Origin of the sequence: Bacillus sp. 37MA, from assembly GCF_000372765.1 — a bacterium.
Classification (GTDB): Bacteria; Bacillota; Bacilli; order Bacillales; family Domibacillaceae; genus Domibacillus; species Domibacillus aminovorans.
Window position 1 is genome coordinate 2243077 of the sequence record NZ_KB889752.1, and the last position, 13022, is coordinate 2256098.

At 42.9% G+C, this 13022-nt stretch carries 14 protein-coding genes and 2 other annotated features; of the genes, 2 read left to right on the top strand and 12 right to left on the bottom strand.

The window, feature by feature from the left end; all coding sequences use genetic code 11:
• Nucleotides 1-11 precede the first annotated feature (11 nt).
• Nucleotides 12-1046 carry a phenylalanine--tRNA ligase subunit alpha gene (gene pheS / locus A3M5_RS0112480; RefSeq protein ID WP_018394119.1) on the bottom strand — a complete coding sequence of 345 codons (1035 nt, stop codon included), beginning with the start codon at nucleotides 1044-1046 and terminating at the stop codon, nucleotides 12-14.
• Nucleotides 1047-1091: 45 nt separating this feature from the next.
• Nucleotides 1092-1323: a binding site (T-box leader), on the bottom strand.
• 45 nt (nucleotides 1324-1368) lie between these two features.
• Nucleotides 1369-2124, bottom strand: coding sequence for a TrmH family RNA methyltransferase (locus tag A3M5_RS0112485; RefSeq protein WP_018394120.1), 756 nt, complete (start codon nucleotides 2122-2124; stop codon nucleotides 1369-1371).
• A gap of 92 nt (nucleotides 2125-2216) precedes the next feature.
• On the opposite strand from A3M5_RS0112485, the gene sspI reads away from it, so the two are divergent.
• Both sspI and asnB read left to right on the top strand, forming a co-directional pair.
• Complete coding sequence (sspI, locus tag A3M5_RS0112490; protein WP_018394121.1) at nucleotides 2217-2420, top strand: small acid-soluble spore protein SspI; 204 nt, start codon at nucleotides 2217-2219, stop codon at nucleotides 2418-2420.
• A gap of 105 nt (nucleotides 2421-2525) precedes the next feature.
• Nucleotides 2526-4406 (top strand): asparagine synthase (glutamine-hydrolyzing), encoded by a 1881-nt coding sequence (gene asnB / locus A3M5_RS0112495; RefSeq protein WP_026221713.1) that lies wholly within the window; start codon nucleotides 2526-2528, stop codon nucleotides 4404-4406.
• A 10-nt stretch (nucleotides 4407-4416) separates the two neighbouring features.
• On the opposite strand, the gene A3M5_RS0112500 is transcribed toward asnB, so the two are convergent.
• The 10 genes from A3M5_RS0112500 to nrdR all read right to left on the bottom strand — a co-directional run bounded on the left by A3M5_RS0112500 (nucleotide 4417) and on the right by nrdR (nucleotide 12936).
• Nucleotides 4417-5505: a M42 family metallopeptidase gene (locus A3M5_RS0112500; RefSeq protein ID WP_018394123.1), complete on the bottom strand. Its 1089-nt coding sequence runs from the start codon at nucleotides 5503-5505 to the stop codon at nucleotides 4417-4419.
• An 18-nt stretch (nucleotides 5506-5523) separates the two neighbouring features.
• Nucleotides 5524-6009, bottom strand: a complete 486-nt coding sequence (locus A3M5_RS0112505; protein ID WP_018394124.1) for a dUTP diphosphatase — start codon at nucleotides 6007-6009, stop codon at nucleotides 5524-5526.
• A complete protein-coding gene (locus A3M5_RS0112510) occupies nucleotides 6006-6257 on the bottom strand; it encodes a DUF1294 domain-containing protein (RefSeq protein WP_034286817.1) in 252 nt (83 codons plus the stop codon). The genes A3M5_RS0112505 and A3M5_RS0112510 overlap by 4 nt, the downstream gene beginning before the upstream one ends.
• Before the next feature lie 130 nt (nucleotides 6258-6387).
• Nucleotides 6388-6744 (bottom strand): 50S ribosomal protein L20, encoded by a 357-nt coding sequence (gene rplT / locus A3M5_RS0112515; RefSeq protein ID WP_018394126.1) that lies wholly within the window; start codon nucleotides 6742-6744, stop codon nucleotides 6388-6390.
• Between the two features lie 33 nt (nucleotides 6745-6777).
• Nucleotides 6778-6975, bottom strand: a complete 198-nt coding sequence (gene rpmI, locus A3M5_RS0112520; RefSeq protein WP_018394127.1) for a 50S ribosomal protein L35 — start codon at nucleotides 6973-6975, stop codon at nucleotides 6778-6780.
• A 23-nt stretch (nucleotides 6976-6998) separates the two neighbouring features.
• Nucleotides 6999-7517: a translation initiation factor IF-3 gene (infC, locus tag A3M5_RS0112525; RefSeq protein ID WP_196803591.1), complete on the bottom strand. Its 519-nt coding sequence runs from the start codon at nucleotides 7515-7517 to the stop codon at nucleotides 6999-7001.
• A 76-nt stretch (nucleotides 7518-7593) separates the two neighbouring features.
• Nucleotides 7594-7728 (bottom strand) — a sequence feature (ribosomal protein L20 leader region).
• A gap of 122 nt (nucleotides 7729-7850) precedes the next feature.
• The gene (gene thrS, locus A3M5_RS0112530; RefSeq protein WP_018394129.1) at nucleotides 7851-9782 is read right to left on the bottom strand and encodes a threonine--tRNA ligase; all 1932 of its coding nucleotides are present in this window, start codon (nucleotides 9780-9782) and stop codon (nucleotides 7851-7853) included.
• Between the two features lie 333 nt (nucleotides 9783-10115).
• A complete protein-coding gene (gene dnaI / locus A3M5_RS0112535) occupies nucleotides 10116-11045 on the bottom strand; it encodes a primosomal protein DnaI (RefSeq protein ID WP_018394130.1) in 930 nt (309 codons plus the stop codon).
• Nucleotides 11032-12423, bottom strand: a complete 1392-nt coding sequence (locus A3M5_RS0112540) for a replication initiation and membrane attachment family protein (protein ID WP_018394131.1) — start codon at nucleotides 12421-12423, stop codon at nucleotides 11032-11034. Before A3M5_RS0112540 ends, dnaI begins: the two co-directional genes overlap by 14 nt.
• 54 nt (nucleotides 12424-12477) lie before the next feature.
• A complete protein-coding gene (nrdR, locus tag A3M5_RS0112545) occupies nucleotides 12478-12936 on the bottom strand; it encodes a transcriptional regulator NrdR (RefSeq protein WP_018394132.1) in 459 nt (152 codons plus the stop codon).
• Between the last annotated feature and the right edge of the window lie 86 nt (nucleotides 12937-13022).

Genomic DNA, 13022 nt, shown 5'->3' on the forward strand with positions numbered 1-13022 from the left:
CTCCTCCTTATTTATTCATGTACTGAAAATTGCTTTAAGAATCGAAGATCATTCGTGTAAAAATGGCGGATATCATCAATGCCGTATTTCAGCATCGCAATGCGCTCCTGTCCCATACCGAATGCAAATCCTGTATATTTATTTGAATCAAAACCGGCCATTTCGAGCACGTTCGGGTGCACCATACCTGCGCCAAGTACTTCAATCCAGCCTGTTCCTTTACAAATCGAGCAGCCTTTGCCGCCGCACATGCAGCTCACATCGACTTCAACAGATGGCTCCGTGAACGGGAAAAAGCTTGGACGGAGACGAATTTCACGGTCTTCGCCGAACATTTTTTTCGCAAACACATCAAGTGTACCCTTCAAGTCGCTCATGCGGATGTTTTCGCCAACGACAAGCCCTTCAATTTGTGCGAATTGATGTGAATGTGTCGCGTCATCGCTGTCACGGCGATACACTTTACCAGGGCAAATGATCTTGACTGGGCCGCGGCCTTCGTGCTTCTGCATCGTTCTTACTTGCACCGGTGACGTATGCGTACGCATTAACAGTTCCGGTGTAATGTAAAACGTATCTTGCATATCGCGTGCCGGATGGTCTTTTGGCAAATTGAGCGCTTCAAAATTGTAAAAATCCTGTTCGACTTCCGGTCCTTCTGCTACCGTGTACCCCATACCGATAAATAAGTCTTCAATCTCTTCTGCAACACGTGTCAATGGATGATGACTGCCTTGCTTCACCGGACGACCTGGCAGTGTCACGTCGATTGATTCCTGCGCAAGTTGCTGCTCAATCGCTGCTGCTTCAAGCAGTTCTTGTTTTTCTTCAATACTTTTCGAAATGGTTTCACGTACTACATTTACAAGCGCCCCCATTTTCGGGCGTTCTTCTGCCGAAAGCTTACCCATTCCTTTTAATACTTCTGTCACCGGCCCTTTTTTGCCGAGATAGGCGACACGCACATCGTTTAATTCTTTTAAGTTTGCTGCAGCCGCAATTTTTTCAAGCGCCTGACTTTGCAATTCTTTTAGCTGTTGTTCCACGTTTACTCCTCCTTTTTTTGACAAATAAAAAAAGCCCCGTTCCCGGAAAGGGACGAGGCTTTGATCGCGGTACCACCCTTTTTAATACGCATAAATATACGCATTCACTTCATTCGGATAACGGCTTTTTAAAACCGGTGTGCCTTTACGTCTAACGGTCCTGGCACCGGCTCAGGAGGTGAACTTCTGCCGTCTCTTTTTAAAAATGCTTTCAGTCAAGGCATTTTCTTCCTAAAAAAAAGAGGCGCGGCGTACTTTTCTCCGTCATCGCCTTTCATTATCAAATTCACACTCATTATTATAGACAACCCGTTTTTGAAATTCAATTGTTTTCCCGAAAATGATATAGAAGAATACCGGCAGCAACAGCTACATTGAGCGATTCACTTCGGCCAAAAATCGGAATGTACACGTTTTTCGTCGTTTCTTGCAGCAATTCAGATCGAACACCGCTTCCTTCATTGCCGACTAACAGCGCAAATGGGCCGGGTGATTCACTACGGTAATCAGATGCACCATCAAGCGCTGTTCCGTAAACGGGGATGTCTCGCTCTCTCAGCTGCTGCACTGCTTGACCCAAATCTATGCTGACGACCGGCACATGAAAATGGCTTCCCTGCGCAGAACGGAGTACTTTTGGATTGTACACATCGGCAGTACCAGCGCCGAGAACAACCGCATCAACGCCTGCCGCATCGGCAGTACGGATCATTGTGCCTATATTACCTGGATCTTGTACAGCGTCAATTAATAAAAACATGCTTCCATCAGGCAGTGCGGTTTGATCCGATTTCCGGCACACTGCAAAGACACCCTGTCCGTTTTCTGTATCAGACAATTTTGCTGCCGCTTCCGGCGACACAATCGTCAGTTCGAGATCATCTGTATTCCATGCGGATGGAATGACTGCTGCTTCTGAAAAAATCAATTCATCGATCATTTCTTTATGACAAAGCGCTTCTTCGACGAGATGAAAACCTTCTAAAAGGTATTGCCCCGTTTTGTCGCGCTCTTTTTTTGTCAGTAACTTTTTGAGCTGTTTTATGTGTGGATTGTTCGCCGATTGGATATAATTCACGTTCAAATCCCCTTTCGTCGATTTATTATAGCATTTTTTCTGTATAACATAAGCCGCTCCGGTCAAAATAAGAGTAACAAGGAGGGGATAAAATGAATTTACGAAATGCGATTATTCAAAATTTACACGGTCAAAATGAAAATCAGCTGTCCGCCACGATTCAAGATGCAGTGGCGCAAGGTGAAGAAAAGACGCTGCCTGGTCTCGGTGTGATGTTTGAATTGTTCTGGAAAAATAGCCAGAATGATGAAAAACAAGCGGTTCTTCAAAAAATGGCCTCTGCCCTTCAATCGTAGTACTTTGTCCTCTTTTCTATTTTAGAAAAGAGGACTTTTTTGCAAAATCATCCAAAAAAGCGTATACTCGTTCTTTATAAACGAATATACTACGGGGTGAAAATAATGTGTGGTTTTGTTGGTGTATTTCACCATAATCAAAATACGATCTTTAATGATGAAACAATTCAAAAAGCAAATCATTCCATTTTCCATCGAGGTCCGGATGATGAAGGATATTTTAGTGATGATACAGTGAAATTTGCTTTCAGACGCCTTAGCATTATTGATACGGAAAACGGCCATCAGCCGCTTTCACATGAAAATGAGCGCTACTGGATTATTTTTAACGGTGAAATTTATAACTATATTGAACTTCGCAACGAGTTGATAGATTTCGGTTATACGTTTCATACACACTCGGATACAGAAGTGCTTCTTGTTGCTTACTGTCATTGGGGCAGTGCCGCTGTAGAAAAACTCCGTGGCATGTTTTCTTTCTTAATTTGGGACAAACACGAAGAGGTATTATTTGGCGCACGTGACCGGTTTGGCATAAAACCATTTTACTATAGTGAGCAGGATGGCTATTGTCTGTTTGGATCGGAAAGCAAAAGCTTCCAAGCATTTTTACCTCAAAAAGAAGTCGATGATCATTCATTTCAGCATTATTTAACGTTTCAATATGTACCAGAGCCTACAACAATGGTCACAGGGATTCAAAAACTGGAGCCAGGCACGTGTTTTACAATGCGAAAAAATGAGCCGATGCATATTGAACGCTACTGGAAGCCATCTTTCCAGCCGGTTATGCAGGCAGAGTCGGAAAAGATCAAAGCGATTCAAGATGTTTTATATGATTCCGTAAAATATCATATGCGCAGTGATGTTCCGGTCGGTTGCTTTTTATCAGGTGGGATTGATTCGTCGATTACGACAGCCATTGCAAAAGAAATGAATCCAGACCTTCATGCGTTTTCTGTTGGGTTTAAGATTGATGGCTACAGTGAAATAGATGTTGCAGCTGAGACGGCGGATAAAATTGGTGTTCATCACCATACGTACAACATTACACCAGAAGAATTCTTACAAGAACTTCCAAATATTGTCTGGCATATGGATGATCCGCTTGCAGATGCTGCAGCCATTCCTCTTTATTTTGTCGCAAGAGAAGCGAAAAAACACGTAACGGTTGTTCTCTCAGGAGAAGGGGCTGACGAGCTGTTTGGCGGCTACAATATTTACCGCGAACCACAGGCACTCTCGGTTTTCCGCTACTTGCCGGATGGGTTAAAACCCAGTTTGAAAGAAGCATTTCGAAAGCTGCCGGCCGGTTTTAAAGGCCGCAACTATTTATTGCGCGGTTGTACATCGATTGAAGAACGGTATGTCGGCAATGCGAAAATGTTTTTAGAGCGTGAAAAAAAGCAATTTATGCAGCATTACAACGCGAATGTCCCTTACACGGATATCACATCTCCTTATTATAAAGATTGCCAATCATCGGATGATGTGGAAAAAATGCAATATATTGATATGCAAACGTGGCTGCGCGGAGATATTTTGTTAAAAGCTGATAAAATGACGATGGCGCATTCGCTTGAATTGCGTGTTCCATTTCTTGATAAAGAAGTATTTGATGTGGCCCGCCGCCTAAACACAAAAGACAAAACATCAAATAAAACGACGAAATACTTACTTCGACGAGCTGCTGAAGGCATCGTTCCTGATCATGTGCTCGAACGGAAAAAGCTTGGCTTTCCTGTGCCAATCCGCGTCTGGTTGAAAAATGAACTGTACGACTGGGCACGTACGATGATTCAAGAAAGTGAAGTCGATCATTTAATTAACAAATCATACGTTCATCAGTTACTTGACGATCATGTTGAAGGAAAAGAAGATAACAGCCGCAAATTGTGGACTCTGCTTATTTTTATGCAATGGCACAAGCTATTTATTGAAGAATCTGCAACAGAAGTCAAAAAAGAACCGCTCACAGTATCGTGAGCGGCTTTTCTTATGCTTCAAATGTGATCGTGTTCACTGTATTGCGATCGAGACGAAGAATAACTTCACCGAGTAATTTCACCGTATTTTCATAATCATCACGATGGAGCATCGCCGCGTGACTATGAATATAGCGCGTTGCGATTGTCACAGACAATGTTGGCACACCATTTGCTGATTTATGAATCTCTCCAGAATCCGTTCCGCCGCCCGCCATCGCATCAAACTGATACGGAATATCGAGTTCATCCGCTGTATCTGTTACAAAATCACGCAGTCCTTTATGTGATACCATCGATGCATCATACAAAATAATTTGCGGGCCTTTGCCCATTTTACCCATTGCTTCTTTTTCAGTCACGCCCGGGGTATCACCCGCAATGCCGACGTCAACACCGAATGCGATATCCGGCTCGATCATATGAGCGGACGTTTTCGCACCACGCAAACCGACTTCTTCCTGTACCGTTCCAACACCGTATACAATGTTCTCATGCTTCTTATCTTTCACATATTTCATCACATCAATCGCAATGGCACAGCCAATCCGGTTGTCCCATGCTTTAGCGAGAAGCATTTTCTCATTGTTCATAACCGTAAATTCAAAATAGGGAACGATCATATCGCCTGGACGTACACCCCATTCTGTTACTTCCTCACGGCTTGATGCTCCTATATCAATGAACATGTCTTTTATATCAACCGGCTTTTTACGCGCTTCCGGAGGCAAAATATGCGGCGGTTTTGAGCCAATGACACCTGTTACATCCCCTTTTTTCGTCACAATCGTCACGCGCTGTGCCAGCATCACCTGGCTCCACCAGCCTCCTACCGTTTGAAAACGGATAAATCCTTTTTCGTCAACACGCGTCACCATAAATCCAACTTCATCGAGGTGACCGGCGACCATAATCTTCGGCCCGTCCCCGTTGCCAGTTTTTTTCGCGATTAAACTGCCTAATCCATCTGTTGTCACAACATCAGCGTGCGGTTCAATGTATTTTTGCATGACTTGACGCACTTCACGCTCATTGCCTGCAATCCCTTTTGCATCTGTCAATTCTTTTAACATCGTTAATGTTTCATCAAGTTTCTTCATTTTAATATGCCCCCTTTTTTAATAACCTGATTTTTGCCGTTCATAATTTACTTCATTTTTTGCGACATACGCTGCTTCCACTTCATCCGGTGAAAATCCGAGCAGGTCTCCAAGCGCAAAATACCGGTTCATTAACTGCTCATAATTCGATTTTGTTTTCTCTTTATGGAACGCATGAACTGACTCTATCACAAGGATGAATTGTTTCGTCTGATCCACGGCTCCCGCTTTAAATACCGGCTTATTTTGATCGAAGCCAGCCATAATCCCGAGCGATAAAATAAAATGGACCCCATCAACGAACTCTTCTAAAATAATGTTTCGCTCAGATGGCCCTTTCGTACTCCAAAATTTAAAGCAGCGTGTTTCATTTGCCAGTTCGCCAATTTCAACGAGTAACGCCAATGTTTTTTGATCAAATAAATCTTTACCTGCCAGATTATGCCCCTCTTCTATGTAACGATCGAGCCCTCGCTGCATATTAAACAACTTTTCAATATTCACATTACTCCCCCTATTATACCCAATATGACGAGATCAATGACCGCAAGCACCGGTATTCCATATTTAAACGACACATGTTTCGTTTTATGACGATGTGTCTGCATCGCAACAAAACTGCCAGGTGCACCTCCTAGCAGCGCCAGCAGCCAGAGTGTCTGTTCACTCGTCCGATACTTCTTCTGCCGGGCTTTTCGTTTATCCCCTGCCATCACGATGTAGGCGACAAAGTTGATCATTATAAAATACATAAATAAAATCGACACCGATGCACCTCTCTTCTTATTTTATCAAAATTAAACGGAAAAGGTAAAAAATAGAGTCTTCACATAAATTAAAAAACTGCCCTGAAATAGATTCAGGACAGTTTTTTAGTTACAATTAACCGAGTTGTTTTTTAGCTGCATCAGCAAGCTGCGTGAATGCTTTTTCATCGCTAACAGCGAGTTCAGCAAGCATTTTGCGGTTTACTTCAATACCAGCAAGTTTCAAACCGTGCATTAAACGGCTATAAGAAAGACCGTTCATACGAGCAGCTGCGTTAATACGTGTAATCCACAATTTACGGAAGTCACGTTTTTTGTTACGACGATCCCGGTATGCATATTGCAGGGATTTCATGACTTGTTGATTGGCAACTTTATATAAACGATGTTTCGAACCGAAATAACCTTTTGCTAACTTAAGAACCTTTTTACGACGTTTGCGTGTTACAGTACCGCCTTTTACGCGTGGCATACTATTCCCTCCTAATGATGTTACATAATTTTATTACAGATTGTCGAGCATGTGACGAATACGTTTGAAATCGCCTTTAGAAACCATTGTGCTTTTACGCAATTTACGTTTTTGCTTCGTAGATTTATTCGCGAACAAGTGGCTTGTATAAGCTTTTGAACGTTTCAGGTTACCCGAACCTGTTTTCTTGAAACGTTTGGCAGAACCACGGTGAGTTTTCATTTTTGGCATTTCGACTTCCTCCTCAAACTGGTTTACTTTTCGTTTTTCGGCGCCATAATTAGGAACATACTACGGCCATCCATTTTCGGCTTAGACTCAACTGTCGCAACTTCCTTACACTCTTCTGCAAAGCGGTCAAGTACACGTTGGCCGATTTCTTTATGCGTAATCGCACGTCCTTTAAATCGGATCGAAGCTTTTACTTTGTCACCCTTTTCCAAAAACTTAATTGCACTGCGAAGTTTTGTATTGAAATCATGCTCATCAATCGTCGGACTGAGACGCACTTCTTTCAATAGGATGATTTTTTGGTTTTTGCGGGCTTCCTTCTCTTTCTTCTGCTGTTCAAACTTGAACTTTCCGTAATCCATGATACGGGCTACAGGTGGTTTCGCGTTCGGTGCAACAAGCACAAGATCAAGATTAACACGTGCTGCAATGTCAAGAGCGTCACGTTTTTGTTTAATGCCGAGTTGTTCGCCGTTTTGATCAATCAGGCGTACTTCACGGGCACGGATGCCTTCGTTTAAGTTCATATCTTTGCTAATAATAAGCCACCTCCAGGTAATTTTAGAAAACACGTATCTTTAAAAGAACGGGGTTCCCATGGGAAAACAGAGCGCTGCCTGCATGAAAAAGACGAGGCATCTGAAGTAGATGCCCCGCCAGTAAAAAGCTTTTAAATAGCTTTGTCATTTACCATGTCAACCTGCCAACAAATTTGTCAGACGAGGTGAGAAGCGGGCGCTTCTGCTTTCTTTTATCGTGTGTTCTATTCACCTAAGTAACTGTATCATATATTCTCTCAAATGTCTAGAAGAGCAATTGAAAGAACCAACGTTTTAAATAATACCATTACCTGCTGAAAAAAACAACTTTTATTTTTATCTTTTGCCTTCTTGCTGTACATGGTCACGGAAGTCATCAAATGACATTGTATCTGAATCTTGTTCGCCATATTTGCGAACGTTGACAGAACCGGATTCCAATTCCTTGTCGCCCACAACGAGCATGTACGGAATTTTCTTCATTTGCGACTCGCGGATTTTGTAGCCGAGTTTTTCTTCACGGTTGTCCATTTCAACGCGAATACCCGCTGCTTTCAATTGATCTTTTAATTGTTTCGCATAATCATAATGAACTTCATTTGATACCGGAATAATTTGAACCTGCACAGGTGCCAGCCACGTTGGAAATGCGCCTTTGTATTCTTCAATCAAGAACGCAACAAACCGTTCCATTGTGGAAACGACACCGCGGTGGATAACGACCGGGCGGTGCTGTTTGCCGTCTTCTCCTACATATGTTAAGTCAAAACGCTCCGGCATGAGGAAATCCAGCTGAACGGTCGAAAGTGTTTCTTCTTTGCCAAGCGCTGTTTTCACCTGCACATCAAGCTTTGGTCCATAAAACGCTGCTTCGCCTTCCGCTTCCACATAGTCAATGCCAATCTCATCCATTGCTTCTTTCAGCATGCCCTGCGCTTTCTCCCACATTTGATCGTCGTCATAATATTTTTCTGTATCCTGCGGGTCACGGTAAGACAAGCGGAATGAGTAATCGGTTAAATCAAAATCTTCATATACAGCAAGAACCAATTCAACCACACGCTTTAGTTCATCTTTAATTTGATCCGGACGAACGAAAATGTGTGCGTCGTTTAACGTCATGCCACGAACGCGCTGAAGGCCGGCAAGCGCGCCTGACATTTCATAGCGGTGCATCGTGCCAAGTTCAGCAATACGGATCGGCAGCTCACGATAGCTGTGAATATCATTTTTATAAATCATCATATGATGTGGGCAGTTCATCGGACGAAGAACAAGGTCCTCGTTGTCCATTTCCATGAGTGGGAACATGCCATCCTGGTAATGCCCCCAGTGGCCGCTTGTTTTGTACAGCTCCACGCTGCCAAGTACCGGTGTGTACACATGATCATAGCCGAGGCTAACTTCTTTGTCGACGATATAGCGTTCAATAATGCGGCGAATCGTCGCGCCTTTTGGCAGCCAAAGCGGAAGTCCCTGGCCCACTTTTTGTGAGTTTGTAAACAAATCGAGTTCTTTCCCAATTTTGCGGTGGTCACGCTCTTTTGCTTCTTCCAACATTTTTAAATGATGCTCGAGCTCTTCCTTTTTGAAAAAGGCTGTTCCATAAATGCGCTGAAGCATTTTATTGTCGGAATTGCCGCGCCAGTATGCACCGGCAATGTTCAACAATTTAAATTCTTTCAGCTTGCCTGTTGACGGTACGTGCACACCGCGGCAAAGGTCAGTGAAATCTCCTTGCTCATAAAGCGTAACCGTTTCATCAGCCGGAATCGCCTCAAGAAGCTCAATTTTGTACTCATCGCCGATTTCTTCATAAAATTTCTTCGCTTCATCACGTGTGACTTCTTTACGAATGACTGGCACATTTTCATTGATGATTTTTTTCATTTCTTTTTCAATCACTGGCAAATCTTCCGGCGTGATCGACTCGTCTATGTCGATATCGTAATAAAACCCGCCTTCAATAACCGGACCTACACCAAGCTTTACTTTGTCTGCGCCGTATACACGCTTAATCGCCTGGGCCATTAAATGCGCTGTGCTGTGACGCAGAATTTCCAATGCATCCGCATGGTCAGGCGTAATAATTTCAATGGCTCCGTCCTGTTCGATCGGTGTTTTCAAATCAATCGGTGTACCCGATAGTTTACCGGCAAGCGCTTTTTTGCGAAGTCCCGGACTGATCGACTGCGCGACATCTTCCATTGTTGTTCCCGATGGAAATTCCTTTATGGCGCCATCTGGAAATGTTAATTGAATCGACATGATTGTTTCCTCCTTATTATTAAAAAACGTCAAAAAACCCCGCTCCTTCTATTACGAAGGGGCGAGGTTTAAATCGCGGTTCCACCCGACTTTCCGAGAAATTTTCCCCGGCTCATTGCAGTCAGATAACGGTCTGGTGCCGCCGTTTATTACTGGCAAAAAAATTTGCGTTCACAAACAGAGCTCGAGGGTGGTGAATAGATTGTTCGCGCCGGGAAAGTTACAGCCTAGATGCTTCCCCTCTCTGAAGACGTTCCAAATCAAACGTGTCCCTGTCATCACTTTTCATATGACGTTATTATAGTATCTCCCCACGCTAAAATCAAGCGTGATTTACTTACGGCGGTTTACGCCGTTCATTTCAACTGGTACAGTCAAATATTTAATACGTTCCATAATGCGTGCTGCTTTTAAAGCTTCTGATTCGCCCCGCTGCGAATACGTTAAATGATGTTCAAGTCCGGCATGGTCAAAATTCGATGTAAACAAAACCGGCAGTCCTTCAAGCATGCGGTATTGCAAAATGGTTCCGAGAATATCATCACGAATCCAGCTCGACATCGTTTCGGCACCAATATCATCAATCATCAGTACAGGTGCAGACTTCACCGCATCCACTTTCGAACCGGTCGATTGATCATTGAGTGACTGCTTCATCTCTCTTACAAATTCCGGGAAATAGACGATCAATGATGCTATATTTTTTTCCGCCAGTTCATTCGCAATCGCACCAAATAAGAATGATTTCCCAACACCGAATGGCCCATATATGTATAGTCCTTTCGGTTTATTTTCTAGGTCATATTGATCGACAAAATCTTTTGCCGCCTTCACTGCATCAAGACGGCTCCGGTTGTCGAGATCCACTTCAGTAAATGTTGCCTGCAGTACATCTTTTGGTACGTATAAACTTTTTACATGGCGGTGTAAATGCTTCATCTCATCATCTCTTACTTTTCGCGGACAGCGCTTGTAATCAAGCTCTACTGCTCCGTGACGAAAGACAAGCTCCGGTTCATAGCCATTCATCACGTCATTTACGCATTCTTTAAGCGATGGGCATTTATCACACTTATGACTTTGCGATTTATATTCATACAGCTTAACAAGTGCTTTTTCGATGTCCGTTTTGCTTAATTCGTTTTCTTTTATAAATGAACGGATCAACAGGTCATCCAACAATTCCCGCTTCATCTGTTCATATCGTTCATTGAACCCGGGTGCTGTTGATATATTCCTAAGTGCATCGTTAATCTTTTTCACCGGCGGACGCCCTTTCTGTACGTTTTTTCAACGCTTCTTCCAGTTTTCGTTTTTCTTCTTCAAAGCTTTGATCGACAGTTTGTTTCTCTTCTTTTTTGTTCGTATTCGTAAACCACGCAGGCAATTTTTCCTGTCGCGTCGTTTTTCGTTTCGTCGTTTTCGGCTTATCTTTATTTTGGGCCCAATCGTCGTATTGACGCTGCTCGCTTTTCGCCAAATTCATTGCCTCAAGTACTGTCGCTACTTTTTTACGCGCCCAGTGAGAAGCAATTTTATCAACATAGCTTTTCGAAAGCTTCATATCTGTTTTCAGCATAACATATTGAATTAGTACATTGGCAACACCTGGTGCTAATTTATACTGCAGCATCACTTGCTCCACGATCTGCATATCCGCTTTTGACGGTACACTGCCAGAAATGTCGATTAACAATTGGCGTGGCGATACCGTCTCCAAATAATGTATAAGTTTTTCTTCCTGCGTTTTCAGCTCCGGTGCAGCAGTGCTAGACGGTGCCGTTTGAATACGCGGTGTCATATCCGGCAAACGTCCGCCTGATTCAAATTGATACGCATCACGCGCGGATTTTCGTAATTCTTCGACATCTATTTCGTCCTGTTCATTGATGGCGGACAACACAAAATTTTTCATTTCGGACGGTTGAATGCCATAGAGAAAGGATAGCTTTTCAATCGTTTCTTTTAAAAATGGCGTTAAAGCTGTCTTTGGAATGAGCGCATCTTTTAATGTCAATTCAAGCTCTGAAAAATCAAATGAATCCGTTAATACAGGACTACTACTTTCTCCTTTTCTCGCAAATCGGCTGTCCTGCTGCGGGGTGCTGTCTTTCTCTGCTTCTTGACTGTCTGTATAACCCGTTGAAAACACTTCCGTAAAATCATGGGTCACATCACGGAATTCAGCTGTCTTTACTTCTTTATCACAAAACATATGCTTTAAACGAAGAAAATGCGGTTTTCCAATTTTTCGGTATAAAAACACATTAAGCAATCCATCCGAAAAAAATTGATCCGGTGCAAGAGGTTGCTGAATTTCATATAAAAATTCTCGGCTTTCATCTATCTTTTTCACATACGTTTTTAAGAGACCGATTCCTTCAAGCTTTAATCTGTCTTCATAAATTTGTTGCAAGTTGCAGCAAAGCGTATTCATTAAATGATAATGCGGCGCTCCGCCTGACGAAAGTTTGCCATCTTCTACTTCCTCACACATCGTTATGTACAGACTAAGCGCTTGCGCACCAACAAGTGGTTGATACAAAAGAGTGATTACTTTCCGTTCCAAACTATCAATGCATCCCGAGATCGAAATCGTATAAGCATCTGAAGGTTGTATTTCATTCCAGTGTCTATTCATGCTGTCCACTCCCTGCTAGAAGAAAAAAAGCCCGGAGTAGTTTCTCCCGGGTTCTTATTTTTCTTTGTTAATAATATCTTTTAGCTCATCTAAAAAGACGCTAATATCTTTAAACTGGCGGTATACAGACGCAAATCGGACGTATGCCACTTCGTCAATGTCAGCCAGCCGGTCCATCACCATTTCGCCAACACACTCTGATTGAATTTCCGAAATGCCTTTTGCTCGTATATCTCTTTCAATATCAGCTGTCATTTTTTCAAGCGTGCTAAGTGGAACCGGCCTCTTTTCACATGCTTTAATTAATCCATGCAGCATTTTGTCACGGTTGAACTCTTCGCGCATTCCTTCTTTTTTAACGACAATAAGCGGCATATGCTCTACCCGTTCGAATGTCGTAAACCGGTAACCGCACGCTTCACACTCTCGACGGCGGCGGATGGAATGCCCTTCATCTGCAGGACGTGAATCAACTACTTTCGTCCCGTTATAGCGGCAATCAGGGCAAATCATGTCAAATCAACTCCGATTTTTCTGTCTTTACTCTTTATCATACTAAAAAAAAGGCACTATGAAAATAGAAACGAGATGTATGAAGA

Bases quoted from the DNA above. Each gene is read 5' to 3' on its own strand.
- sspI (WP_018394121.1), top strand. From the start codon at position 2,217: ATGAATTTACGAAATGCGATTATTCAAAATTTACACGGTCAAAATGAA.
- asnB (WP_026221713.1), top strand. From the start codon at position 2,526: ATGTGTGGTTTTGTTGGTGTATTTCACCATAATCAAAATACGATCTTT.
- A3M5_RS0112510 (WP_034286817.1), bottom strand. From the start codon at position 6,257: ATGTATTTTATAATGATCAACTTTGTCGCCTACATCGTGATGGCAGGG.
- rpmI (WP_018394127.1), bottom strand. From the start codon at position 6,975: ATGCCAAAAATGAAAACTCACCGTGGTTCTGCCAAACGTTTCAAGAAA.
- thrS (WP_018394129.1), bottom strand. From the start codon at position 9,782: ATGTCGATTCAATTAACATTTCCAGATGGCGCCATAAAGGAATTTCCA.
- A3M5_RS0112500 (WP_018394123.1), bottom strand. From the start codon at position 5,505: ATGAAGAAACTTGATGAAACATTAACGATGTTAAAAGAATTGACAGAT.
- nrdR (WP_018394132.1), bottom strand. From the start codon at position 12,936: ATGATTTGCCCTGATTGCCGCTATAACGGGACGAAAGTAGTTGATTCA.
- rplT (WP_018394126.1), bottom strand. From the start codon at position 6,744: ATGCCACGCGTAAAAGGCGGTACTGTAACACGCAAACGTCGTAAAAAG.
- A3M5_RS0112540 (WP_018394131.1), bottom strand. From the start codon at position 12,423: ATGAATAGACACTGGAATGAAATACAACCTTCAGATGCTTATACGATT.